The organism is Exiguobacterium sp. S22-S28 (assembly GCF_043359615.1).
Lineage (GTDB): Bacteria > Bacillota > Bacilli > Exiguobacteriales > Exiguobacteriaceae > Exiguobacterium_A.
The window spans coordinates 39,771-64,870 of record NZ_JBHFFC010000027.1 but is presented as its reverse complement, the minus strand read 5'-3'; the positions used below and the strand labels follow the sequence as shown (position 1 = coordinate 64,870).

Sequence of the window (25,100 nt, the reverse complement as noted above, 5' to 3'; positions counted from 1 at the left end):
AGGGAAGACAGCATGTTTTCGGAATGGATCCGGTTCATCTCGAGTATCTTGTTCATCCCGATTTCGGATGATTTGTTGGTCATCCGCCAAATCAGTAGCTGGTTACGCCAGGATCAAGCACTTATCCTGATTTTTTTATCCGTCTGGTCCGCCTGTTTCGTGTGTTTTAATCTGTTTTACGGCATTCCCCGTATTTTTCGCGAACTTCCCTTCTTTCGAAAGTTATTGACCAATAAACATCTTGCGAAAGCCGAAGTGATTCTGCAGGAGAAAGGAACGGTCGCCATTGCCATGTCGTTTTTCCTGCCGGGTGTCCGGCGTCCGATTCATTATATGGCAGGACTGCTCGCCTATCCGTTTCGCCCCTATGTGCTCGTGACGTTAGCCGGAACCGGCGTCTATGCGTTGCTCTGGACGATTCTCGTTAATCGGCTCGGCGCCTACGGTCTGTTGAACCGCTTTTCGACATGGTGGGCGACCCATGGTGGTGTCCTGTTGCTTCCTGGTCTGCTCGCACTCTGTCTCTTTTTAGTGTGGTTTTTCTGGGACCGAATTCGGGATTGGTTTGTCCGCAAGTAACGCCGTCTTGCGTAATTTAGCGAGCTTAATCACATTCAGCACCGTCACCTTTGCGACGGCATAAAACGGGACGGCCAGCAACATACCGAGAATTCCCGCCAGTTGCCCGGCGACGAGCAGGACGACCGTAATCGTAATCGGATGCACCTTCAAGGATTTTCCCTGAACGAGCGGGGAGATGACATTGGCATCCAGTTGCTGGACAATCGTGATGCCGATGATGACATATAAACCTTTGATCGGTTCATCCAAGAAGCCGATCAAGACGGCCGGCGCAGCGCCGAGGAACGGTCCGAGATACGGGATGATATTCGTCGCGAAGATGAACAGACCAAGCGGTAAGAAATACGGGACATCGAGCCACCACAGGACAAGTGTTGCGAGACTTCCGACGAATGTACAGACGATCAATTGCGCCCGGACGTAAGAGCGGATCGTCCCGTTCATGTCTTTTAAAATCAGCAGGGCTTCCTTGCGGTAACTGATCGGGATGAACTGGACCAACGCATTCGGTAATTTTTTTCCGTCGACCAACATGAAGACGTATAAAAAAAGGGCGATGAATAAGGTGAAAATGGTCGAGGCAATCAACTGAATCAGCCAAAGCACGGAACCGGCAATCGAGGAAAAGACGTTCCCGAGGAGTGCGGTCGCGCTTTTCATCGAACTTTCGACCGATGAAAACTGGCTCTCGAGTGACGGAATCGACGTCCCGTATTTGGCGTAAAGCGACAGGGATTGTGTGTACAGACGTTCAGCAAAACCGGGGACGGCACTGATGAAGGCAAAAAGCTGTTTCGTGATCAGCGGGAATAACGTCAAAAGGAATACGATGACGAGTACAAGTAATAAAAGCAAGACGATAAAAATCGCCAGTTTACGCGACCGCAGACGACGTTCGAGTGAATCGACGAAACCGACGGAGAGGTAAAATAAAATCCCGGCGATGATGAACGGGGTGAAAATCGTCGTAAACAGGACAAGTAACGGATAAAAGAGAAAGTCGACCTGTCGTGCCATATAGATGATGCCAAGTACAAGCAGGATGAACAGACCGATACGAAAGGAACGATTGGAAATCAATCCGGACAAGGCAATCTCCTCCCTTGAAAATAAGTGGCATGTTGTATTCTTTCCCCGAAATCGCTTTAAATAGCGTGAAAATTCTGAAAGATATGTGCTTTTTCACATTTAATTGTTATTTGCTTCAAAAAAGGGGTAATCATAAATTAACTTCGATTCATTGTTCAGAGATGTGTCATGCCGTCATCGTTCAGCAGACCTGATAGCCACTTCCGTCATGGGAGGTGAAGCGGTTGGCGCAAGTAAAAGATCCGGTCATCGAAGACCGTTTGTTGCAACATTCCATCTTTAGTTCTCTTTTCTTATCGGTGTTTGGCATTGCCGCCGGATTCCTTCTTTCTTCCTCTTTTGTTCTGTTTGACGGACTTTATGCCTTACTGAGTGTCGTCTTAAGTGTTTTTTCGCTTCGAGGTGGTCGGTTCATCACCGTTAAGGATGATGTCCACTTCCCGTTTGGCAAAGAATCATTGGAACCCATTCTTGTTTTCTTTCAATATCTCATCGTCTTTCTCCTACTTAATCGATGTTCCCGCTGTCAGTTACCTGACCATCCGTCCTATACGTTCGTCGTATAGTGTCCTCTCAAACATATTCAATCATTGCAAAGGCTCAACCTTGCACAAGATTTGATACGTGAACAAATCGACGCGGCACTTGATTGGTTGCCGCAAACCAAGTGGCTCACCGTCGCGTTTACGGCTAATCGTAAATGGGCGGAATGAATAGGAGGGACTCCGATGTCAACGACACGACTGATCCAAGAATTCATGGAACTGGTTCAAATCGACTCCGTATCTTATGCGGAAGGTCCGTTTCAACAGGACTTGATCGGGCGTTTTCAGGCGCTTGGTCTGACCATCGACGAAGATGCGACGAAAGAAAAGACGGGACTGGGTGCCAATAACTTCGTTGCCCGGCTCGACGGAGACACGTCGATCGAACCGGTCTTTTTCTCGTCGCATATGGATACGGTTTCTCCCGGTCAAGGCATTCGTCCGCTTGAACGGGACGGACGGATTGAGTCCGATCAAACGACGATCCTTGGTGCGGACGATAAGGCCGGCATCGCCATCATGCTGGAGTTAGTCAAACGGTTAAAAGAACAGCAGATTCGGCACGGTCCGATTGAATTCATCCTGACAGCCGGAGAAGAAGTCGGGCTCCTCGGTGCAAAGGCGGTCGATATGTCGATGCTGCAGGCGAAATTTGGTTACGTCCTTGATAACGGCGGACCGGTCGGCGGCATCATCACGACGAGTCCGTCGATGTACCGCTTGGATATCCGACTGACCGGTCGCGCTGCCCATGCCGGACTTGAGCCGGAAAAAGGGATTTCGGCGATTGAAGTCGCGGCCCAAGCAATCAGCCGGATGAAACTGGGGCGGATCGATCACGAAACGACGGCGAACATCGGTCAGGTGAAGGGGGGAACGGCGATGAACGTCGTCATGGAACACCTCGAGCTCGTCGCGGAAGTCCGCTCGTTTGATCATCAAAAGTGTCTCGATCAGGTCGAAGCAATCGAAACGATTTTAAACGAGGAGGTGACACGATTCGGCGCTAAACTCGACTTCAAGGCGACACCGCTCATCACCGGCTATCATTTCGAAGACAACCATCCGTTGCTCGCACATGCCAAACACTGTCTGGAAACCATCGGTCGTCCTGCCCGGTTTGAACGGAGTGGTGGTGGCACGGATGCCAACGTTTTTAATGAACAAGGCAAAGTCGTCGTCAATGTGTCGATTGGTTATGAAGAGATTCATACGGTCGAAGAATATATTCCAATCACCGAGTTCGAACAAGCCGTCGTTTTTGCCTTGGAACTGGTCCGGCAGATGCCGTCCTTCCCAGATCCGTCAGCGTAAGGGGGCCGGGTGATGAAACTGTTTCGTGAAACTGTTTTGATTATCCTGGCCATTTTTGTCCTCGCTGCCGGCATCAATCTCTTTTTAGGACCACATCATGTTGCAGCGGGCGGAGTCACCGGGATCGGGATTCTGTTGGAAGAAGTGTTGGGCATTGACCGTTCGATTGTCGTCTTGGTTCTCAATCTGTTGATGTTATTGTTTGCCTTCGTATTTTTAGGCAAAGAAGTCTTCTTAAAGTCCGTTCTCGGCAGTCTGATGTTGCCTCTTGCACTAGGAATCATTCCGGAAACGATGATTGTCTCCGACCGCTTCTTCTCGGTCGCCTTTGGGAGTGTGCTGTTTGCGATAGGTGTCGCTACGCTTTATTGGTTCGGAGCGTCCAGCGGCGGGACGACGATTCCACCGTTGATTTTCCACAAATACTTTAAGTTGAATACGTCCGTCGGCTATTTTTTGACCGATGCGACGATTGTCGTCTTTAACATTTTCGTCTTTGGTTTGGAAGAATTTTTGTTTGCGGTCGCCTCGATCGTCATCACGACGTTTGTGATGGGGTATATCGAAATCGGGCTTGAACGGAAAAAAGCAATCTTCGTCACGAGTGAGTTGCATGCGGACGAGATCCGCAATTACCTGCTGACGTCGCTTGACCGAGGGATGACCGTCTTTACTGTTGAAGGCGGTTACTCGGGAGAACAGAAAAAAATGCTGATGGTCGTCATGAAACGTTCCGAATATGCCGCTGTCATCCGGGCAATCCACCAAATTGACCGCGGTTCCTTCATCATCGTTTACAATGTCGCCGACGTTCATGGTCTCGGGTTTAACTACCAACCGGTCGTTTAAAAGGGAGGAATACGTATGCAACCGATTATTGCCTTTACGATCATCATGCTCATCTGGACGGTCAGCGATTATATCTCGAAAAAAACAAAGGCCTTATTATCTTCCTTATTTGTTGCCTCCATCATCTTCTTGATCGGATTCAAGACCAACCTGTTCCCGGAAGATCTCCTGCCGACGTCGGCTTTGCTGCCACTCGGACAAACCGTCGTCGGGATGATCATCGTCCATCTCGGAACGCTCATCAGTCTCGATGAATTTAAACGGCAGTGGAAAACGTTTCTGATCGGGGTATCAGCGGTGATTGGGATCAGTGTGTTACTCTTTACGATCGGTCGGCTGTTCCTCGATACGAACTATGTCCTCAGCGCGATTGCCGCGGTCAGCGGCGGAACGATTTCCGTCATCATCGTTCAGGAACAAGCGTTGAATGCCGGATTGATCTCGGTCGCCGTTTTTCCGGTCTTGATTGCGGCGTTGCAAGGCTTGATCGGTTTTCCGCTGACGTCGGTCATCCTGCGCAAGGAAGCGTTACGGATCCGGGACGGGGTCCGGGATGGCAGCATCACGAAAAAAGCCGCCCTTGATCCGGCGGAATCACCGGAAAAACAAACGATTTTGCCGGAGCCGTTCCAAACGACGGCCGGAACGTTGTTTGTCGTCGGTGTCGTCGTCATCGTCTCGTCATTCCTAAGCGGCTTGACGAACGGCTGGCTCAATACGTTCGTCATCGCCTTGTTACTCGGGATTGCCTTACGGGCGACCGGTGTCTTGAAACCAAATGTCTTGAACGGAATCGACGCGTACGGCTTGATGATGCTCGCGATTCTATTGATCATCTTCGGACCACTCGCAACCACGTCATTTGCGGATCTCGTCGAACTGTTTGTGCCACTGTTGATCGCCTTCATCCTTGGTGTACTCGGGATCGTGTTGTTCGCGATGCTTGCCGGGAAATTCCTCGGTTATTCGTACCCGATGGCGATTGCAATCGGTTTGACGTCACTATATGGTTTTCCAGGTACATTGATTCTCAGTCAAGAAGCGGCTAAAAATATCGGGGAGACGGAAGACGAGGTCCAGATCATCGAAGATGAAATTTTACCAAAGATGGTCGTTGCCGGCTTCTCGACGGTCACGATCACATCCGTTTTCATCACCGGTATTTTAGCGTCATTCATTTACTAAAGGGAGGCATTATCATGGGACTTGGAGAAGATATCAAACGGCTAAAGGATTTTGAAAGCTCGACGCACATCTTGTCGGTGTATCTCAGTACGGCACCGGATAAGCGGAATCAATGGGAAACGATTTTACGGAATGAGAAAAAACGTCTCTTGACGGAGCAGGAGAATAAAAAAGATGTCGAATCGGCTTTTACGAAACTGGAACAAGCGATCAATAACGAGCGGACGAGTTTACTCCGCAGCATCGTCGCCTTTGTCTCAAGCGACGACTCGCTTCATGAAGTGTATTTTTTGCAACTCGATGTGACGGATGAAATCAGTTATCACGCAAAACCGAATCTTAATCAACTTGAAGTGCTCGATCAACAATTCCCGCGGACCGGCATTGTGCTGACGAATCTGGATTCCGCGACTGTGCTCGACGTTCGGCTCGGCGAAGTCGACGCGACGCACGACTATGAACTGGATCTTGATACAGGACAGTGGCGGCGTTATCAGGGACGAAGCAGCCGTAGTGGGGCCTCAAGCAGCAGTCAAACGGATGATTTCCGGGATCGGGTCGAAAAGCAGGCGGAACGATTTTACCGGGAATTGTCGGGAGAGGTTGAAAAACTGAATCGTTCCCTCGGTTGGGAACAGATTGTTGTCATCGGGGAACGGTCGCAAGCGAACTTCCTTGAACAGGCGTTAACGACGAAACCAAAAGAAGTCATTCATAAAAATTTGTCCCAATCCAGCCAACAACAGATTCTCAAGCAGGTGTTTTAACGGTCAACGTCTAAAGTATAACTTTAGACGTTACATAAGGAGTGAAGACAGATGTTCATGCACCACATCACGGATCAACTGAGTTTGAAGTTGATTGAGCGTCAAGATGCAGAGGCACTTTATGCTCTGGTCGACGCCAATCGGGAACATCTGCGGGAGTGGCTCGGCTGGGTCGACGGGACGACCGGACCGGATGATTACCGGGACGAAATCATTCCGGCCTGGTTGACGGCTTATGCGAATGGCAACGGATTGACTTGCGGGATTTATTTTGAAGGCGAACTCGTCGGGACGGTCGCCTTACACGAAATCAATCAGACGTTACGCCAAACTTCCATCGGTTATTACCTGACCGGCAACGGGCGCGGCAAAGGATTGATGACAACGGTTGTTGCCTTTGTGACGGACTATTGCTTTACGACGTTGCAGCTGAATCGTGTCGTCATCGAATGTGCAGTCGGCAACTCGCGGAGCCGGAAGATTCCGGAGCGCCTCGGGTTTCAGCAAGAAGGAATTTTGCGCGATGCGGAACGGCTGTATGGTACGTATCATGATCTGGCTGTTTATGCGATGCTCGCACGGGATTGGTCAAGTGCATTCATTGGGACCGATCTGCAGACAGACACCCGTTTGAACTAAAACAAAGGAGGATGGATGATGATTCAATTTGAAAAAATGTCGGAAGTAGCTTATGAATCGTATTTACCGGAAGCGATCAACGAATATGCGCAGGAGAAGATCAAGGCAGGGACATGGGCAGAGGTCGAAGCCGTCGACCGTTCGACGGCGGAGTATGCGCAATTATTACCGGACGGGATTCAAACGAAACAGCATTATCTGTTTTCGATTGTTGACGATACGGAACATACTTCCGTTGGCATGATCTGGTTTCAATTAAGTGAATCGACACACGGACGGACTGCTTTTATTTTTGATTTCCGAATTGAAGACACCTACCAGGGGAAAGGATACGGGCGGCAAGCGATGGAGATGCTCGAACAGGTCGCACGACGGATGAACATCAAAAAAATCAAATTACACGTTTTTGCCCATAACACTCGGGCGATTCAGCTGTATGAAACAACGGGATTCGTCACGACGGATTTACATATGGTGAAAACGGTAAACTGACATTCATTTGCTTACAACGGGAACTCGTTCATACGGGTTCCCGTTTTGGTTTGACTAATACAGAAAACCGATGCCGACCGCCACACGCAAACGTGAGTCATCTCTTCAGTAAGTACGTTATACTGGAACAAATAAAAAATGAGAAGGTGGAGAAAAATCATGTACACCATTACGGAAGTCGGAAAGTTGACGGGATTACCCGCTTCCACGTTGCGTTATTACGAGGAAGAAGGGATTTTGCCGCAAGTCGATCGAAATGATATCGGACGCAGAGTGTATTCAGAAGAAGTGCTGGCTTGGTTAGAGCTGGTGCTTGCCTTAAAAAATACAGGAATGTCGATTGAGCGCATTAAAAGCTATACGGCTATGATCACAGAAGGCGACGACCGATTGACGGACCGTCGAGAGATGTTAGTGCATCACAAACAGGAAGTCGAACAAACATTAGCGAAAACGCAAATGAACTTGGAAAAGATCATCCGAAAGATCGCGGTGTATGATGTGCTGATGCATCGTCAATTAAAAAATAGGGATCCGCTGATTTGATGGTTGACTTCAAGTTAACTTGAAGATGTAGATTGTTAGAGAAGGCGATGTTTACTGCCTACTAACAATTGAAGGAGTGTTTTTATGTCTACAGCGTCAAAAGTACTATTCATCACCGGATGTTCGACCGGATTTGGCCGTCAAATCGCAGAGCGTGCCATCAAGTCAGGTTACCGTGTCGTAGCGACAGCTCGAAACGTCAGTCAGATTGAGACGTTGACGGCAGGAGCAGAAGACCGTGTCTTAACTTTGCCGCTTGATGTCACGAATCAGGACCAAATCACGGAAGCCGTTGCGCAAAGTTTGAGCCGGTTTGGCCGCATCGACGTTCTTATCAACAATGCCGGAATTGGTTATTTCAGTTCGGTCGAAGAGGGAATGGAAGAAGAGACGCGTAAGATGTTTGAAATCAATTTCTGGGGACTGATGCAGATGACCAATGCGGTCCTGCCGCAGATGCGTCAGCAGAAAAGTGGACATATCATCAATTTCTCTTCGATTGGTGGTTTAGTTTCGTTTCCGACTCTCGGATATTATCATGCAACGAAATACGCGGTGGAAGGCATCTCTGAAAGTCTGGCACAGGAAGTGGCACACTTGAACATCAATGTTACCCTAGTCGAGCCGAGTGGTTTCCGGACGGACTGGAGCGGACGGTCTTCAGCGAAAACGGATACAGCGATTCCGGAATATAAGGAAACGATCGTCGGTCAGATGCTTCAAGGCGTGTCACAACAAAGCGGGCAGGAACCGGGTAATCCTGAAAAAGCAGCAGACGCCATTCTTCAGCTAGTGGAAGCGGAACAGCCACCGCTACGCCTGTTACTTGGAAAAGCGGCATATCAAGCAGCTTCCCATAAATTGAGTACTCTGACGGAAAACATCGAGCGTTGGAAAGAAACGACGTTGACGGTCGACTTTGAAAATTAACAGAGACGAGAAAAAAGAGGCGAATCTCACGATTCCGCCTCTTTTTTTGTAGGAAGATGTATCAAAATCAGAAGCACGTTCGAACCATCAGCGCCAAGTCTGAAGGGTATTCGCGAACTGGATATCCGTTTCGATTTCACCGTTGATGTGCGAGAGCGTAAAGTCATTTCCAGCGAGCCAGTCCTTAAAGTCAAACTCGACCGGTTGCTGGTCGCCTCCTAAAGCAAACCAGACTTTCATGTCCGACGGGAAATAGGCTGACGTGTGAATTGTCCCCGCCCAGTGGCTGTAGAGATCGGAAAAGACACCTTTATCGGAATCGTTCAGCAGACGGAACGCTGATTCGGCATCTTGAATCATGTGTTGGTGCGTCTTCAGCTCCATCATCCGCCGTTTCGAGTCGTCGAGGTGGAACCGGTTTTCGTGTTGCAGCAAATCAAAATGATTCGTACAGAGATTCGTCTCCCGGACTTCGATGTCCCGTGCCGTCGCCTCGATGACGAACGACCGATTCGACCGATCATGGACGACGTAACTGAACGATCCCCGGTGCGGTATCTCCTTAACAAGCGAGATGGCATCATCGACGGACGTACACATCTCGAGGATAATCCGTCCGATCATGAAGCTGACGAAGCCATCGCCCGGGCGGCGGCGATTGATGAAATTATAGCCCATCGCGAGACCATGTTCGTTCATCCCGTCCATTCGTCCCGTGACGCGGGAAGCCGGTCCGATGATGGCAGAACCGCCGTCGGTCGGTTGGAAGACAGAAAAGCGTCCATCGTATGTCATCGGATGATAATCGTAGTTTCGGACGAGGAAATTATCGCCGGTCATGATCGAACAGCCACTTTTTGGTCCTTCGACCCGGTAATGACCAAAGTGGAGCAATGTATCGGCAAGTGTTAATTCCAGTTCATCCTGCAAGCCGAGTAACTCGTCCCAGATATGCGGGGCGTACCGCAGAAACATCTTTTTTGTTTCTGCCGGATCGACTTGAAAACGCGGAACACGGATCTTCCAGTTGTCTTCGCGGTTATGAAGCAGTTCATTCCGTTTCACGTAGCGTCCCTGTTCGCGACCAAACTCATAATGCGTTCCGCGGAACTGCGTGATTTCGTTTGAGACAGACTGCACAGCGTTCACTCCTTTGGTTTCTGTATGATTCTGATTATATCGAATCCGGCATTTTTTGTCGTAAGCGAGACCTCGACCGAACACATTAACGGAAGGGTCAGGTGTCAAAAAATCAAAAAACACTGAAATTTTCAGCTGAATTACCGATAAAGGAGGGGGAGGGATACATAGATGAAAAATGTAAGTGTACGAAGAAAGATTCAACTGTTGATTGCGACAGCCATCATTGCAATGATTCTCCTGGCCAGTGCCGGACTCTATTTTCTGAATCAGATGGCGAATGCGTCACAAACGATGTATCAGGAAAATCTGATACCGGTGCAAGAGGTAGCACAAATCCGGATTGACACCCGGGCGCTCGATTCGTTTCTGGTCGAGATGATGTTGACGAAAGATCCGGCGCGTGTCGAAGATCTGCAAGGTCAGATCGATCAGCGGCAAGCACAAATCCGGTCGTCACTCAATAAGTTTGAGCGGACTGCGGTACCGACAAAACAATCGGAAGAACAAGTGGAAGCGTTAAAAGATAATGTCCTTGCTTACGACAATGGTCTGAGTACGATTCAAGACTTAGCCGTCCAAGACAACAAAGACGAAGCGTACCGCGTCTATACGGAAAGCTTGGAAAAAACGCGGGACAACGTTGCGGACTCCGCGAAAAGTCTGATGATGTCGATGACGAAGCAGGCAAAAGACCTGAATGCGTTGAACCAGCACGAAAAGCAAACTGCACTCTACATCATGCTTGGGATTTTCATCATCGCCCTGCTGTTGTTTGCCGGTCTCGCCATCTATATCACGCGTCTGATCACACAACCGATCCGTTCACTGCAAGGCTGGATGAAACAGTCCGGGGACGGTGATTTAATGGTCCGCGGTGATTACGTTTCAAAAGACGAACTTGGTCAATTGACGACATCATTCAACACGATGACGGAACAGTTGCACCACGTCATCATTGAAATGACGGACACGTCAAAACATGTGGCGACGGCGTCAGACGAATTAAGTACCAATGCGGAAGCGACGACGAAAGCGACGGAAATGGTCGCCGTGACGATGGAGGAAATCGCCAGTGGCGCTGGTCAACAATTGAATCAAGTGTCCGGTGCATCACGGACGGTGCAAGACTTGACGTCCGGTGTCAACCAAGTTGCCGGCAACGCGCAACAAATGACGGACGTGACGAGTGACGCGATGGGGAAAGTCATGCACGGCGGACAGGTCGTCAGCCAACTCGGTCAGCAGATGGAACGGATCAACACTGATTTCACGGAGCTGGGTCAAGTCATCGTCGGACTCGGCAACCGGTCGCAGGAAATCGGACAGATTACCGATTCAATCACCGGGATTGCGGCGCAGACGAACCTGTTGGCGCTTAACGCTGCCATCGAAGCGGCCCGGGCCGGCGAACAAGGACGTGGATTTGCAGTCGTCGCAGCGGAAGTCAAGACACTCGCTGAGCAATCGGCGCTTGCTGCGAAACAAATCGAAAGCTTGATTCAAGTCATCCAGCGCGAAACGGAGCAATCCGTTACGTCGATGGAGAAAGTGACGGCACAGATGACGAACGGGATTCAAGTTGCCGGAGAAGCGAGGGCTTCGTTCCAAGCGATTGAACGATCGATTGGGGATGTGACAGATCAAGTCGAAGAAGTATCCGGTGCCGTCCAAGAGATGGCCGCCGGCAGTGAACAGATTGCTGCCGTCATGCGGGAGATTCAATCGGTGACGGAAAGTACGGCTGCCGGAACGGAGAACATCTCCGCTTCGACGGAAGAACAAATGGCCTCGATGCAGGAAATCTCATCGGCGTCGCAATCACTGGCGACGATGGCGGAAGATTTGAAACGATTATCAAGTCGTTTTAATGTATAACGAATCAGGCAGGTATCCAAATGGATGCCTGCTTTTTTATGGAAAAAGCAGGGATTTCGAAGGTGAAACCGTAATAGTGTAGAAAGAATGAAAAGAAGGGTACGGATATGGGACCACATGAACTCATTGAATGGATAATGCTGTCTGCAATCGTGTTGCCAATCGTTCTGCTCGGAATAAAGTTGAAGTCACGCGGACGCGCAATGATGTTCACTCTCGCGGGTGTCATCTGTATCGCGTATGGCGTCTACTTGATGGTCCATCCTTATTTCGTCGATCAGAAAGTTGCCTATAATGCGAAACAAGTCGAGTCGTATCTCGAGAAGACCTATCCGGATGAACGTTTTACGTTGACGACGGTCCCGTACTGGAAAGAAGGATACAAACACTTGAATCCGTATAAAATTGACGTCGTGTTCGCGAATGAAGTTGACGCCACCTACACCTATTCAGTTGAGGATAACGGAACAGTCGAATTGAGCGGATTTCCGAGCACGCCAGATGATCGGTTGGATGGGTTTAAACATATGAAATGAAAAGAAGGGGGCAAATCGTTGACATTCCGTTTTGTATTTCCGATTTAATCAACAGGTCTACTAAATCCACAGAAAATGCTATGCATGCACAAAGGAGAGAGAATCATTCGCCTGCGCCAACATTAAGACGGAGAAGAGCGCAACATGAATAATTTCATTGTCTGCCCCTTGATTATCCGGTCACCCATCAACCAAATGACAAGGCAAGAGAGGATAACGTCAGCAATTGATGCTATCCTATTTCATTTATTATGTTCCTTATGAAGATACAAGAGTTAAGAATTGATAGAAAATGGTCTAAGACCCGTGATTACAGCTAATGACTATGCCTAATCTTCCCGTCTATTAGAATAAATTGATGTATCCATGAATTCCTAAAAATAAACCTGCAACTATTGGTACAATAATGCCCGCCCATTCACTAATCTTTTCAGATTTTTTTCGGAATTTTTCGATAAATTCATCGACCTTATTTCGATTGGAAAGGTACAGAAGGAATAAAAGAACAAGAGGAAGGATATAAATGACATTATAGATCAAAAGTAAAAATATTACTGACGTCATTGAAATACTTGCTTCCACAAGTTGTGCAATAAAAATCAGATATGGGATGGCCGTTGGTAAATCACCTATGGTGTTCGATACACCGAGAATAAGCAAGAATGAAGGGGTCACCGATTTAGGTGGTGTTATTTTTTTCTCTTTTATCTTGATCGTTGGAGATGCTGTTTTTCGCTTATAAAGAAAGAAAGCGCCTAGGAACACAAGACCTATCCCCACTGTTATTTCTATAGAAAAGATTACACTACTATACGTAGCCATAATGTGACGATAGAAGGATGAGAATACTTTATCCATCCCATATATTACCAATAACCCGCCGATGAAGTAGGAGATGAAAGTACCGAAAATGTAATACCAAATATGATGCGTTTTTTTTACAAGTGCTTGTAAAACAGCCTGAGCTGATATAGTAAAGGGGTTAAGACTGTCAATTAGCCCTAAGCCGATTCCAGACGTTATGAGTGGCCACATGATTGTTTGTTCTCCTTTCAAGATGCAAGGATAGGTAACCGTGTCATTCGTGAGGTGGAAGAAGATCCGTCATGCCGGTTAAAAAATTTTTCTCGAACACTTCTACCATTTGTAGAAGTTGTTCCCACTGGTCATCGCTTAACTGTTCCATTGCTTGCTTTTCTACACTTAAAAGATTGCCAATGACATCGTCGGCATATATTCGTCCCTTGCTAGTGAAATATATCTTCTTGTTACGTCGATCGATCGGATCTTCTTTCAATTCCACATATCCATTTTTCCAAAAAGACTTAATGATCAGGTTGACGCTTTGCTTTGTGTATAAGCTACTTTCACATATCAGCTTTTGGGTACAACTTTCGGGGTTATCGTAGATAATGCTCATCACCGTAAAACTCATATACGTTAACCCCTTTGAAAGCGCGTAATTTTCATAAATTCTTTCCAAAGACCTGGATTTTTCCAAAAAACGATTGAATTTTGTTTTAACTGGATTTTTTTCCACTTTACTGTTCCTCCTTTTGCTTTTTAAAGAGACTTGATTTTTAAAATTATTCTTTATGGAAATCCCAAAATAAATTAGTAATTTTTATAGATAGTAAATATTTATTACTAATTTACCGTATTTAATTTCTTTTGTCAATAAACGAATCAAATCCTTAATTATCACAAAGTAGTAGCATCAAAACATTTTTATATAAAATAGTAGTTTTGAATATTGAACTACCTCCACCTATGCGTCGCTTAGAGGTGAATAGCTTAGGCATCTTGGCACTTTAGTGCAGAGTAATTCCATTGATTAAATTAAATTAAAATGGCAGTGTAAATCATAGGACAGATGACGATACTCGGGCCACCTTCTTAATTAGCGTACAAAAAAATAACTATATAACAAAAATATGGTTCATCACCATAACACGTGGTTGCTATTTTACGACCAGGCTCAAGGAGTAAGTTCAAAAAGAATCGCTCGAGGTTTCGGTAACCATAAGCATGACGTTTGACGAGCTTAATCTTATTGTTCGTTCCTTCCATTTTCTCGTTCGATAGCCTGGATACGCCTGGATACGATGGGTTGACGCATCGCTTCCTTACGGTCCCGGATCGCTTTTGTGATTTTTGTAAAAGGTCCACATGAATAGAATTGATAACGTTCCAGCCAATCTGTCAGTCTTCGACGGACCTGTCCATCGTACGTTACTTTCAAGACATATCGGATAGGTTGACTCCCTTGGTCAAGATCCTGAATAAAGGAAAGTACTCAATCAAAAAAACCAGCTCCGCCTGACGGCGAAACTGGTTCAAAACTTTTGTTAAGAGGTTAACGTGTTATCTTTTTGCGACGATAAGGACGACATCGTTTTGACGGCGAAGAAGGCAATCAAACCGAACCCGACCTTGTTCGTCAAATCGGCAAAGTTGTAAATCAATTCGCGGACGAGCTGGATTTCAACCCCCGGCGCAAACAGCGTGACAGCGTAACCGATCGGATAGATTGCCCAACCGATCAAGATGAACAACCGCATTTTTAAGAGGGCATCGCGAATCGGAGCCGGTTTGTTTTCAGCGGCTTTCGTGACGTTCGTAAACAGCAGATAGATGATATAAATCCAGGCGAGACAACCAATCAGATACGACCACAGTCCGAGTTGCGTGAACCCACCGGCGATGTTGATCGATGATTCGCCGATGTAGCCGCCGACGATCATAATAATGTCGGCGATGACCAGTTTCGTTAACAAGGACCGGCCAAGCCGACCTTTCAGACCGAGCAGCAACGGAAACTTGACGAGCAACAACGGTGTCGTGACGAGCCAATCGATATAGCGGATTTCCGTTGGGAAACCATCGATTTCCGATAACAGACCGGACGTTCCGACGGCATCCTTCATGAAGTAATAATGAATGGCAGCGACAAAGGTGACGAGTGCAGCGACAGTTGCCGTGGAGCGGTATTCCGGTGCAAGCGAGTTTCGCTCGACCAGGAAATAGAGTGTCCCGGCAGCCATTCCGACGAATCCGACCCAAAACATATACTGCGTGGCAAGAACGAGTAAATTGACTTCTTCCATGATCAGTCACTCCTTCATTACACAAAACACGCGCTTCTATATGTCTAGTATAGAGCGATGGACGCAAGAACAAGTTGTTCCAATCGTTAGGAAATGTGCTGTTTCATACTTTGATGACACAAGTTGGACGCACTTTTTGAACCGTTCGGGACGAAGAAACCAAAACATCAAAATGGAGGAATTCAGATGCCCTTTCCCACTTTAGAAACGACACGTTTACAGCTCATTGAGGTGACACCTGAGCATGGACCAGCTTTATTTAACATTTTGTCAAACGAAGCCGTGACCCGTTTTTACGGAATGAATCCGTTGCGTGAGCAACACGATGCCTTAAACATCATCGCGTCTTTCAAACAGACGTACGACACACGACAAGGGATCCGATGGGGAATCATGATTCGTGACAGCGGGAAGTTCATCGGGACGCTTGGTCTGAATCACTTGAGCCTGTACAGCAAAAAGGCGGAGATTGGCTTTGAGCTGGATCCTGCGCACTGGCGGCGTGGTTATGCAGCAGAAGCGATTCAAGCTGTGTTGGAATATGCGTTTGAGACACTGGCATTACACCGGATGGGTGCCGTGACGTTTTTAGAAAACGAGGCATCCGTTCAATTGCTGACACGACTCGGGTTCGAAGAGGAAGGGATTTTGCGCGGTTATCTTTATCAAGGCGGCACGTCGCACGACGGACGGATTTTTTCGTTGCTGCGACCAGATTATCAGTTGCTGGTACGGGAACAACACGAAGTGGGAAAACCGGTATGAAAGTGAATCGGATTGATCACGTCAGTATCAACGTACTGAGTTTAGTGGAAGCGACACGTTTTTTCGTCAGCTTGGGATTTGTCGTAAAAGGTGAATGGGAATCGTCCGGACCGCAACTCGACCGGATTACCGGTCTGCGTAACGTCACGACTTCGTGTGCCGCTCTCGGCGTACCCGATGGAGAGACGTGGCTGGAACTTGTTCAATATCAGACTCCAGTCGATACTGGTCAATCATCAAACGAAGTTCACGCGGCAGGTCTTCGTCATCTTTGTCTCAATGTCGAGTCGCTTGACGCGATGATGACAATCGTCAACGAGCAGGGCTATACTTCGATCAGTCCGGCAGAGCAATTTGGAGAAACGTACCGAATTTGTTATGTCAGGGGACCGGAAGGCATCATATTGGAAATAGCGGAAGCCGTCTTAAACTAAAGGAGGGAAAAGATGTTTCGTAATTCAAAAGGCAGCACGCAAGTCTGGCTCAATGATCTTGGTGTTTGTTTATTCGTCCTGATCGGTCTGACGCTTGCGACACATCCTGTCGTCATCATGGCATCGGGACGGTTGATGTATGATGAATCGATTTGGCTGAGTACAACGGAAATGAACAAATTCATCACCTTTTATTTTTCCGCGTTCTTTGCCTATTTTTTAATCGTGAATCTACTGTATCCACGTTTTAATAGACGTCAGCTAAAAAAAGACTTGAATAACAAAGAGGTTATATAATAAATTGGTTATATAGAGAAAATCGTCAGTCCGAACGTGTCGGCTGACGATTTTCCCGTTGAAGATCAATCCGGAAAGGAGGAACATACATGATAGAAACAACGAACCGTGTTGACGAGATGAGCCAGTTCTTAAAACTGCTCAGTGACAGTACACGTCTTGAAGTGTTACGTCGGTTGCATGCCCGGGAACATTGTGTCTGTGATTTTGTCGAAATGTTTGATATCTCACAACCCGCCGTCAGCCGTCACTTAAAATTGTTGCGTCAAGCACAGGTGATTTTGGAACGGCGTGAACGGCAATGGATTTACTTCCGATTGAATCCGGATCATCCGCAACATGACTTGTTGTTGACGATCTTAACCTCAATGGAACCATTACCGGTTCCTGCACCGAAGAGTTGCTGAGTTTTGGGTAAACGAGCAGGTTCTATATATAACAGAAATGTTATTTACAAGAAAAATGTATACAGCTGTTGAAAAATAGAGAACAAAATTAATCCAGAAATGAAGTGAACGCATTGACCGGCACACATCTACTTGCGATCGGGATTTTCTTGATCACGTTATTTTTAATCATCAAACAACCAAAAGGTCTCGGCATCGGCTACTCCGCCATGGGGATGGCATTGATTGCCTTACTGACCGGCGTTGTGAATCTCGATGATGTCTCGACTGTTTGGGGCATCATCTGGAACGCGACGTTTACCTTCATCGCCCTGATCATCATCTCATTGATTTTGGATGAAATCGGCTTCTTCGAATGGGCGGCGCTTCATATGGCACGTATCGCAAAAGGCGGCGGTGTCAAACTGTTCGTATATCTGACACTGCTTGGTTCCATTGTCGCGGCTTTGTTTGCGAATGATGGCGCAGCCTTGATTTTGACGCCGATTGTTCTCGCAATCGTCCGCTACTTAAAATTACCGGACTATGTCGTCTTGGCGTATGTCTTTGCTTCCGGCTTCATTGCCGATACGGCGAGTCTGCCATTTGTCGTCTCGAACCTCGTCAATATCGTCTCGGCTGACTTCTTTGACATCGGCTTTACGGAGTATGCGTCACGCATGGTGTTCGTCAACGTCTTTTCCGTCATCGGCAGTCTGCTTGTGTTGTATTTGTACTTCCGGAAAAGTATTCCGAAGACTTATGACGCCTCGCAACTTGTCGCCCCACATACAGCAATCAAGGATCAGCGGATGTTCAAGTTATCGTGGTTCGTGCTTGTGTTGCTTGTCGTCGGTTACTTCACGAGTGATCTCATCGGGATTCCGGTCAGTTTGGTTGCCGGTGTCATCGCCTTGTTCTTCCTGTTGATGGCACGTCGTTCACCAAGCGTACCGACGAAAAAAGTCATCGCCGGTGCACCATGGGCAATCGTCTTCTTCTCACTCGGAATGTATATCGTCGTTTATGGTCTGCAAAATGCCGGATTGACGCAAGTTCTCGCCGATGTCATTGACGGTTTTGCGACGAATCTGGCCGCTGCGACGTTCGGCATGGGCTTCCTCGCCGCCATTCTGTCATCGGTCATGAACAATATGCCGACCGTGATGATTGATGCGCTGGCAATTGATCTCAGTCAAGCGACCGGAACGATTCGGGAAGCCTTGATTTATGCCAACGTCATCGGGTCCGATCTTGGACCAAAGATTACACCGATCGGCAGTCTGGCGACCTTACTCTGGTTACACGTTCTCCGGACAAAAGGTGTCAAAATCGGTTGGGGACAATACTTTAAGATCGGAACGATTCTGACGATTCCAACCCTGACCATCACGTTACTCGGGTTATACATCAGCTTGTTACTTTATTGATTTTTAGGAGGAAACTATCATGAAATTGTTGATCATCGGTTCAGTCGCTGCCGGAACATCGGTCGGTGCAAAAGCACGCCGGAACAGTGAAGATTTACAGATTACAATCTACGACCGCGATCAGGACATCTCCTATTCCGGTTGCGGGATTCCGTACTTCGTCGGCGGTGAGATTGCCGACATCGATGAATTGACACCGCGCGATGCCGCATTCTTCAAAAAACGGTATAACATCGACATCCACACAAGACACGAAGTCGAATCGATTGATCACGCAACGAAAACGGCGACAATCGTTAATCTGACGACCGGTGACAAGTTTACGGATACGTACGATACGCTGGTGCTTGCGACCGGTGCGTCAAGCATCGTCCCGCCGTTGCCGGGTGTTGATCACGACAACGTCTTTACGGTCCGGAACGTCCGAAATGCCGATGCGATCCGCTCGTACATCGACGCTCATGAGCCAAAAACGGCAACGATTGTCGGCGGCGGTTTCATTGGTCTTGAAATGGCTGAGCAGTTGACGTACCGCGGAATTCAGGTGACGCTCGTCGAACGCCTGCCGCAAGTCATGCCGCCGCTTGACCGTGATATGGCAGAACGGGTTGCTGATCATTTAAGAGATAAAGGCGTTAAACTGTTACTCGGTGAATCAGTGACGGCATTCAACGGGACGGAGCGTGTGACGGAAGTTGCTCTTGAGAGTGGCAAGTCGATTGAAACAGACCTCGTCATTCTGTCCGTTGGGGTTAAACCGAATACGGAGCTCGCCAAACAGATTGGCGTTGAGCTTGGTCAGACAGGTGCGATTGCCGTCAACCGGAAGATGCAGACGAATCTGACTGATGTCTATGCCGTCGGTGACGTCGCGGAAAGTTTCTCTGTCATTACCGGAGAAGCCATTTATCGTCCGCTTGGCTCAACCGCCAACAAGATGGGTCGGATTGCCGGGATGGTCATCACCGGGGAAGAAGCGGAACACCGCGGGATTCTTGGAACCGGGATCTTCAAAGCTTTTGATCTGACGGTCGCACAGACCGGTTTGACGGAAAAAGAAGCATGGGAAGCCGGATACGACATCGAAATTCTCCACAATATTAAACCGGATCGTCCGGAATATATGGGCGGAAAAGAAATGGTCATCAAGGCGATTGCCGACCGGGCGACAGGACGGGTCCTTGGCGCACAAATCGTTGGTCCACAAGGAGTCGACAAACGAATTGATGTCCTCGCGACGGCGATTACGTTTAAGGCAAAAGCAGAAGATTTGTTCCACCTGGATCTTGCCTATGCGCCGCCGTTCGCGACGACAAAGGATCCGGTGCTCTATACCGGAATGGCACTCGACAATGCGATTAAAAAAACAGCCCGTTTGATGACACCAAATGAGTTGATCGAACAAGTCGCCGGCGGCAAGTCGTTCCAAATCATCGACACCCGTTCGAAAGCTCAGTTCGAAAAAAATCACGTCGACGGTGCGATTCACATCCCGCTTGGTGAACTGCGGACACGGGCGAAAGAGCTTGATCCGACGTTGCCGACAATTGTCTATTGCAACAAAGGGGTAACAGGGAACGCCGCCCAAAACGTGCTCAAAAACCTAGGCTTTGCGGATGTCTGTAACTTATCCGGCGGCAATAAAAACTATCAACATTGTAAAAAGTGTCTGACCCAGTAAACGTCTGACGACAAAAAGCGGTTCTTCTTCGCAGAAGAGCCGCTTTTTTACTGCGCATACCGGTAAGTATGTTCAATCCGTTGACGGATGCTGTCCGGCAAGGAAGCAGCGAGTGCGGTTTGTAACCGTTCCGGCGCGTCGAGCGGGTGTGACGTCCAGTAGTTTTCAAGGAGACGGACTTTGGATTCGCGTCCCGGCATCAATAAATAGAAGACGTACCAATCCTCAAGATGCATGAACGGATAGCGTTGTCCTCCGAAACTGACCTGTTCCGTCACTGCCGTCTCATCAAACAAAAATGAGAAGATCCCCGCTGTATGTTGAATTTTAAAATCGGCGATGAGGTCCAGTTCAACCTGTCCAATCGTATATTCTTCAAACCGGCGGGTCAAAAAAATGCCTTTATCTTGAGAGGGTTGCCGTTCACCGAGCTGCTGCAACATCTGCTCAACCACAACAAAATCGTCCGGATGCAACAGCAGATCTAAATCGTTTGGATGCTCCACCAACCCATGGTGGGTGAGGAGAACCGAACCACCGATGCCCCATCTGACGTGAGAAGAGGCAAAGAGTGGGGAGAGGAGCGAGAGCACGGATTCAATCATTTGAAATTCCTCCTGTACAAACTAATGATTCTTTAAAATTACATTCAGCTTAGCAAACAAGCGCTCTGAAATGAATCATTTCTTGGTCATTATCGCTGTATTCTCAGGATAGGATTTCTCAAAACGTGTAAGCGACCCACTCAAATCCAAATCCGTTACTACACAAGGAGTTCATCGATTCGGATGAACTCCTTTTGAGTATGAGCCAAAACATTTTTTTGAAATAAAAAGACCAAAATTGTTCCTTTTTGAAACTAATGGTGCTAGACTGTGGATATTCAAAACAGGACAGGATGTTGAGAAAAGAACAGTTCTCAACAGAAAGGTGGAAGAAACAAATGAAAATGAGTTTACGAGAACAATGGTTCTCAAATGTCAGAGGAGATATTTTAGCCGGGATTGTCGTTGCGCTTGCGTTGATTCCGGAAGCGATTGCGTTCTCGATCATCGCCGGTGTCGATCCAATGGTCGGATTGTACGCCTCGTTCTGTATCGCCGTCATCATTGCCTTCGTCGGCGGACGACCGGGCATGATTTCAGCAGCGACCGGGGCGATGGCACTCTTAATGGTTCCGCTCGTCAAAGAACACGGGCTCGACTATCTGCTTGCCGCAACGATTTTAACCGGAATCATTCAAATTGTATTCGGGGTCTTGAAAGTCGCAAAAATCATGAAATTCATTCCGCGTGCCGTGATGATTGGTTTCGTCAATGCACTCGCCATTCTGATTTTCATGGCCCAAGTCCCGCATTTTGTCGGGATTTCAACGATGACCTATGTGTTCGTCGCGATTACGCTTGCGATCGTCTATCTGTTGCCCCGGTTTTTCAAGGCAATTCCTGCACCACTGATTGCGATTGTCGTCCTGACGATTGCCGCGATTTACTTGAACTTTGATTTACGAACGGTTGGAGATCTTGGCGCCATTCAACGGTCGTTACCGTCATTCTTCTTACCGAACGTTCCGTTCAATTTCGAGACGCTTCAAATTATCTTCCCCTATTCACTGGCCCTTGCGATCGTCGGGTTGCTTGAGTCTTTGTTGACGGCAACGATCGTCGACGATATGACTGGCACGGAAAGTGAAAAAAACAAGGAAGCACGGGGACAGGGGATTGCGAACTTCATCACCGGGTTTTTTGGTGGTATGGCAGGTTGCGCGATGATTGGTCAATCGGTCATCAATGTCAAGTCAGGTGGTCGTGGTCGTCTGTCGACGCTGGTTGCCGGATTGTTCCTGATGTTTCTGATCATCGTCCTCGGCAACTGGGTCGTTCAGATTCCGATGCCGGTTCTCGTCGGAATCATGATCATGGTCTCGATTGGAACGTTTGACTGGTCGTCGTTTACGTATATCCGAAAAGCCCCGAAAGCTGATGCCTTCGTCATGCTTGCAACGGTCAGCATCGTCGTCGCGACACACGATCTCTCGATTGGTGTCATCGCCGGTGTCATCTTAAGCGCCTTGTTCTTTGTCGCGAAAGTCTCGAAAATTAACGTCAAACAACGTCTCGAGTCTGGGAAAACCATCTATACGGTGAAAGGGCCCTTGTTCTTTGCTTCCGTCGATCATTTCATTGCTTCATTTGACTATGAACTAAACGAACAAGATATCCTGATCGACTTTTCATCCACTCAAATCTGGGATGATTCTGCAGTCGGTGCGATTGACAAGGTAATGATTCGTTTGCTGGCGAATCAGAATAATGTCGAGATGATGGGATTGAATCCAGAAAGTAAAAAATTAATCGATCGTTTGGCGATTCATAACGATCCAACACCGAAGATTTCCACCCATTAAAATAAGGGAGTGAACACAATGTATCCACATATCCTATTAGCCGTCGACGGTTCGGAACACTCGATTCGGGCAACGGAAGAAGCGATTAAAATAGCGACTCTCAGTTCAGAAAGTAAGATTGAAGTCGTATTCGTCGCTGATTTTTCGAAAGTTAAAGACGACGTTCTACATTCGGAAGGCAAAGAAGCGCTTGAAGTGGCACGTCGAAAAAAACTCGCCCCAGTCGAAGAAAGATTAGAAGCGGCCGATGTCTCGTATTACGTAACGATTCTCCGGGGTGAACCGGGTCCAATGATTGTTGACCATGCAAATAAAAAACAGGTCGACTTAACGATTATCGGCAGCCGGGGACTAAACGGGTTGCAAGAAATGGTGCTTGGCAGTGTCAGTCATAAGATTGCCAAACGGGTCAAAAGTCCGGTTTTGATCGTCAAGTAATGCATGAGAACACATTGGTCTGATTCATCGAGTCCTGAAGTGGGGATATTAAAAAAAGAAGGGGGTCATTAAATGAAGAAAACATATTTAGTACCGGTTCTTGGTCTTGCCTTGTTTGCGGCAGGATGCGGCAATTCAGACAACCAAGAAACGGAAAAGGTCGAGGAAACGACAACAACGGATGACAACACGATGAGTGATGATAACTCCACGAATGATGACAGCACGATGAATGATGATTCGTCAAATACACAAGATCAAGATACGGTGACGGATAATGCAGATAAGGACTACGGATTCGTCAGTTTGTCGATTGAGGCAGATGATGCGGATACGATGGATCTTGTCGATATCAGCTATGACCGGGACAATGACGGAACGGAAGCCGATTATCAAATGGACGGTGAACGTGCACAAGGGAATGATGCGATGAAGATCCTTGATCCGAAACTGGATGAACTTAACATCGATGCCAACACGTCAAACGATGACGCGATTGCTGAAATCGAGAAGGTGTTTGATATTCAGGATGCGACCCGACTCGAAGTCGAGATCGAGTTCGCTGACGGAACGGAAAAAGAATTTATGAAGTAAAAAGAGGTGCCGCGGCACCTCTTTATTTAGATCAATTGTAAACCCATCAAGACGGTATCATAGTAGCAACCGTCTTGAAGCAACCGGTCATGCCGCAACCGACCTTCTTCTTGAAAGCCATGCCGTTGATACAACCGAATCGCCCCGTGATTCGTCTCGATGACAGACAGTTGGATTTTCTTGAGCTGTGAAGTCTTGACCCAATCGATTGTCTGCGTCAGCAACTGATTGCCGATGCCTTGTCCCCAGTGATCTTTTTGAACACCAATCCCGAATTCCGCTTTATGGGCAAAACGACGCAACGAAAAGCCTGTGCACCGGCTGTAGGCCACGAGTTGACCAGACCGTTCGACGACGAGAATCCGATCAGGGACAGTGGATGAACCGGTAAGTATCGTACGAAACGTCTCTTCGTCGAGGACTGCTTCGCCGGGAAAACGATCAAAGTGTTCGGTCTCCGCATCGAGCTGTACACGTAACCGTGCCAGTTCGGCTGCATCGGATACGGTGGCACAGCGTACGTGATAGGTGTCGGCATCAAACGGTCGGTGGGTCGTCTGCATGATTTTCGCTCCTTTAATATTAATGGTATCATTATGACAGGACGATACACATTTGTAAAATATTTCAAAAGGAGTTTTGGTAGATGGAAATCACAATCGGCACAACGGAAGACGGGCAGTGGATTCGGGAACAATTGATTACATATAACCGCCAACACGTCCCGGCAGCACTCTACACGGAATCGGAACAATTTTGCTTTTTGGCATGGGACGAAGACGAGGAACTCCTTGGTGGTGTGACCGCAAGCTATGTTTGGAATCATCTGCAAGTTCATTTCCTATGGGTCGACCCGGAACAACGGGCGGAGGGTATCGGAAAGCAGCTGATGGAACAGATCGAATCGCTTGCGGAAGAAAAATCATGCAGTAAGATTTTACTCGATACGTTCAGTTTTCAGGCACCCGGCTTTTATGAAAAGCTTGGGTTTGAGGAATATGGTCGTCTGGCTGATCATCCGACTGCAGGTCAAACGCAGTACTTTTTTGTGAAGTACGTATAAAAGTAT

At 47.7% G+C, this 25,100-nt stretch carries 29 protein-coding genes and 1 pseudogene; 22 read left to right on the top strand and 8 right to left on the bottom strand.

Annotation, left to right across the window (positions count from 1 at the left end; genetic code table 11):
- Window positions 1-12 precede the first annotated feature (12 nt).
- Window positions 13-579, top strand: a complete 567-nt coding sequence (locus ACHA8N_RS10330) for a DedA family protein (protein ID WP_393965631.1) — start codon at window positions 13-15, stop codon at window positions 577-579.
- Here ACHA8N_RS10330 and ACHA8N_RS10325 read toward each other — a convergent pair.
- On the bottom strand, window positions 529-1,671 hold the full coding sequence (locus ACHA8N_RS10325) for an AI-2E family transporter (RefSeq protein WP_393965630.1): 1,143 nt from the start codon (window positions 1,669-1,671) through the stop codon (window positions 529-531). The genes ACHA8N_RS10330 and ACHA8N_RS10325 overlap by 51 nt on opposite strands.
- A 224-nt stretch (window positions 1,672-1,895) precedes the next feature.
- Between ACHA8N_RS10325 and ACHA8N_RS10320 the strand changes: the two genes are divergently transcribed.
- The 9 genes from ACHA8N_RS10320 (at window position 1,896) to ACHA8N_RS10280 (ending at window position 8,938) form a co-directional block, all read left to right on the top strand.
- Complete coding sequence (locus ACHA8N_RS10320; RefSeq protein ID WP_393965629.1) at window positions 1,896-2,237, top strand: cation efflux transmembrane domain-containing protein; 342 nt, start codon at window positions 1,896-1,898, stop codon at window positions 2,235-2,237.
- Between the two features lie 162 nt (window positions 2,238-2,399).
- Complete coding sequence (locus ACHA8N_RS10315) at window positions 2,400-3,530, top strand: M20/M25/M40 family metallo-hydrolase (RefSeq protein ID WP_393965628.1); 1,131 nt, start codon at window positions 2,400-2,402, stop codon at window positions 3,528-3,530.
- A 12-nt stretch (window positions 3,531-3,542) separates the two neighbouring features.
- A complete protein-coding gene (locus ACHA8N_RS10310; RefSeq protein WP_026828448.1) occupies window positions 3,543-4,379 on the top strand; it encodes a YitT family protein in 837 nt (278 codons plus the stop codon).
- A gap of 15 nt (window positions 4,380-4,394) precedes the next feature.
- Complete coding sequence (locus ACHA8N_RS10305) at window positions 4,395-5,564, top strand: hypothetical protein (protein WP_393965627.1); 1,170 nt, start codon at window positions 4,395-4,397, stop codon at window positions 5,562-5,564.
- Between the two features lie 14 nt (window positions 5,565-5,578).
- Window positions 5,579-6,331 (top strand): VLRF1 family aeRF1-type release factor, encoded by a 753-nt coding sequence (locus ACHA8N_RS10300; RefSeq protein ID WP_393965626.1) that lies wholly within the window; start codon window positions 5,579-5,581, stop codon window positions 6,329-6,331.
- Window positions 6,332-6,382: 51 nt separating this feature from the next.
- The gene (locus ACHA8N_RS10295; protein ID WP_393965625.1) at window positions 6,383-6,970 is read left to right on the top strand and encodes a GNAT family N-acetyltransferase; all 588 of its coding nucleotides are present in this window, start codon (window positions 6,383-6,385) and stop codon (window positions 6,968-6,970) included.
- Window positions 6,971-6,988: 18 nt separating this feature from the next.
- Window positions 6,989-7,462, top strand: coding sequence for a GNAT family N-acetyltransferase (locus ACHA8N_RS10290; protein ID WP_393965624.1), 474 nt, complete (start codon window positions 6,989-6,991; stop codon window positions 7,460-7,462).
- A 159-nt stretch (window positions 7,463-7,621) separates the two neighbouring features.
- Window positions 7,622-8,008 carry a MerR family transcriptional regulator gene (locus ACHA8N_RS10285; protein ID WP_393965623.1) on the top strand — a complete coding sequence of 129 codons (387 nt, stop codon included), beginning with the start codon at window positions 7,622-7,624 and terminating at the stop codon, window positions 8,006-8,008.
- A gap of 84 nt (window positions 8,009-8,092) precedes the next feature.
- Window positions 8,093-8,938: an oxidoreductase gene (locus ACHA8N_RS10280; protein ID WP_393965622.1), complete on the top strand. Its 846-nt coding sequence runs from the start codon at window positions 8,093-8,095 to the stop codon at window positions 8,936-8,938.
- Between the two features lie 87 nt (window positions 8,939-9,025).
- Here ACHA8N_RS10280 and ACHA8N_RS10275 read toward each other — a convergent pair whose 3' ends face one another.
- A complete protein-coding gene (locus ACHA8N_RS10275; RefSeq protein ID WP_393965621.1) occupies window positions 9,026-10,078 on the bottom strand; it encodes a C45 family autoproteolytic acyltransferase/hydrolase in 1,053 nt (350 codons plus the stop codon).
- A gap of 171 nt (window positions 10,079-10,249) precedes the next feature.
- Here ACHA8N_RS10275 and ACHA8N_RS10270 point away from each other — a divergent pair, with 171 nt between their 5' ends.
- Both ACHA8N_RS10270 and ACHA8N_RS10265 read left to right on the top strand, forming a co-directional pair.
- Window positions 10,250-11,956, top strand: a complete 1,707-nt coding sequence (locus ACHA8N_RS10270) for a methyl-accepting chemotaxis protein (protein WP_393965620.1) — start codon at window positions 10,250-10,252, stop codon at window positions 11,954-11,956.
- 107 nt (window positions 11,957-12,063) lie between these two features.
- Entirely contained in the window at window positions 12,064-12,492 is a 429-nt protein-coding gene (locus ACHA8N_RS10265) for a hypothetical protein (protein ID WP_393965619.1), read from the top strand.
- Between the two features lie 345 nt (window positions 12,493-12,837).
- Here the strand turns inward: ACHA8N_RS10265 and ACHA8N_RS10260 are convergent, their stop codons facing one another.
- The 4 genes and pseudogenes from ACHA8N_RS10260 to ACHA8N_RS10245 form a co-directional block, all read right to left on the bottom strand.
- Window positions 12,838-13,527, bottom strand: a complete 690-nt coding sequence (locus ACHA8N_RS10260; RefSeq protein WP_393965618.1) for a GAP family protein — start codon at window positions 13,525-13,527, stop codon at window positions 12,838-12,840.
- 43 nt (window positions 13,528-13,570) lie between these two features.
- On the bottom strand, window positions 13,571-14,032 hold the full coding sequence (locus ACHA8N_RS10255; RefSeq protein ID WP_393965617.1) for a MarR family winged helix-turn-helix transcriptional regulator: 462 nt from the start codon (window positions 14,030-14,032) through the stop codon (window positions 13,571-13,573).
- A gap of 437 nt (window positions 14,033-14,469) precedes the next feature.
- A pseudogene (locus tag ACHA8N_RS17575) lies at window positions 14,470-14,586 on the bottom strand (transposase); the annotation flags it as partial.
- A gap of 254 nt (window positions 14,587-14,840) precedes the next feature.
- Entirely contained in the window at window positions 14,841-15,599 is a 759-nt protein-coding gene (locus tag ACHA8N_RS10245; RefSeq protein WP_026833079.1) for a bacteriorhodopsin-like, read from the bottom strand.
- 186 nt (window positions 15,600-15,785) lie between these two features.
- Between ACHA8N_RS10245 and ACHA8N_RS10240 the strand changes: the two genes are divergently transcribed.
- The 6 genes from ACHA8N_RS10240 (at window position 15,786) to ACHA8N_RS10215 (ending at window position 20,592) form a co-directional block, all read left to right on the top strand.
- Window positions 15,786-16,364 carry a GNAT family N-acetyltransferase gene (locus tag ACHA8N_RS10240; RefSeq protein ID WP_393965615.1) on the top strand — a complete coding sequence of 193 codons (579 nt, stop codon included), beginning with the start codon at window positions 15,786-15,788 and terminating at the stop codon, window positions 16,362-16,364.
- The gene (locus ACHA8N_RS10235) at window positions 16,361-16,798 is read left to right on the top strand and encodes a VOC family protein (RefSeq protein WP_393965614.1); all 438 of its coding nucleotides are present in this window, start codon (window positions 16,361-16,363) and stop codon (window positions 16,796-16,798) included. Before ACHA8N_RS10240 ends, ACHA8N_RS10235 begins: the two co-directional genes overlap by 4 nt.
- Window positions 16,799-16,810: 12 nt before the next feature.
- Complete coding sequence (locus ACHA8N_RS10230; protein WP_393965613.1) at window positions 16,811-17,095, top strand: hypothetical protein; 285 nt, start codon at window positions 16,811-16,813, stop codon at window positions 17,093-17,095.
- An 89-nt stretch (window positions 17,096-17,184) separates the two neighbouring features.
- A complete protein-coding gene (locus tag ACHA8N_RS10225; protein WP_393965612.1) occupies window positions 17,185-17,502 on the top strand; it encodes an ArsR/SmtB family transcription factor in 318 nt (105 codons plus the stop codon).
- Window positions 17,503-17,606: 104 nt separating this feature from the next.
- On the top strand, window positions 17,607-18,911 hold the full coding sequence (locus tag ACHA8N_RS10220) for an arsenic transporter (RefSeq protein ID WP_393965611.1): 1,305 nt from the start codon (window positions 17,607-17,609) through the stop codon (window positions 18,909-18,911).
- 19 nt (window positions 18,912-18,930) lie between these two features.
- Window positions 18,931-20,592: an FAD-dependent oxidoreductase gene (locus ACHA8N_RS10215; protein ID WP_393965610.1), complete on the top strand. Its 1,662-nt coding sequence runs from the start codon at window positions 18,931-18,933 to the stop codon at window positions 20,590-20,592.
- 47 nt (window positions 20,593-20,639) lie between these two features.
- Here ACHA8N_RS10215 and ACHA8N_RS10210 read toward each other — a convergent pair whose 3' ends face one another.
- Entirely contained in the window at window positions 20,640-21,197 is a 558-nt protein-coding gene (locus ACHA8N_RS10210; protein WP_393965609.1) for a hypothetical protein, read from the bottom strand.
- A gap of 338 nt (window positions 21,198-21,535) precedes the next feature.
- Between ACHA8N_RS10210 and ACHA8N_RS10205 the strand changes: the two genes are divergently transcribed.
- From ACHA8N_RS10205 to ACHA8N_RS10195, 3 genes are all read left to right on the top strand, one after another.
- Window positions 21,536-22,999: a SulP family inorganic anion transporter gene (locus tag ACHA8N_RS10205; protein WP_393965608.1), complete on the top strand. Its 1,464-nt coding sequence runs from the start codon at window positions 21,536-21,538 to the stop codon at window positions 22,997-22,999.
- An 18-nt stretch (window positions 23,000-23,017) separates the two neighbouring features.
- On the top strand, window positions 23,018-23,437 hold the full coding sequence (locus ACHA8N_RS10200) for a universal stress protein (RefSeq protein ID WP_393965607.1): 420 nt from the start codon (window positions 23,018-23,020) through the stop codon (window positions 23,435-23,437).
- Window positions 23,438-23,509: 72 nt separating this feature from the next.
- Window positions 23,510-24,031, top strand: coding sequence for a YusW family protein (locus tag ACHA8N_RS10195; protein WP_051524841.1), 522 nt, complete (start codon window positions 23,510-23,512; stop codon window positions 24,029-24,031).
- A 26-nt stretch (window positions 24,032-24,057) separates the two neighbouring features.
- Here ACHA8N_RS10195 and ACHA8N_RS10190 read toward each other — a convergent pair whose 3' ends face one another.
- On the bottom strand, window positions 24,058-24,594 hold the full coding sequence (locus ACHA8N_RS10190; protein ID WP_393965606.1) for a GNAT family N-acetyltransferase: 537 nt from the start codon (window positions 24,592-24,594) through the stop codon (window positions 24,058-24,060).
- Between the two features lie 83 nt (window positions 24,595-24,677).
- Between ACHA8N_RS10190 and ACHA8N_RS10185 the strand changes: the two genes are divergently transcribed.
- Complete coding sequence (locus ACHA8N_RS10185; RefSeq protein WP_393965605.1) at window positions 24,678-25,094, top strand: GNAT family N-acetyltransferase; 417 nt, start codon at window positions 24,678-24,680, stop codon at window positions 25,092-25,094.
- Window positions 25,095-25,100: the final 6 nt, after the last annotated feature.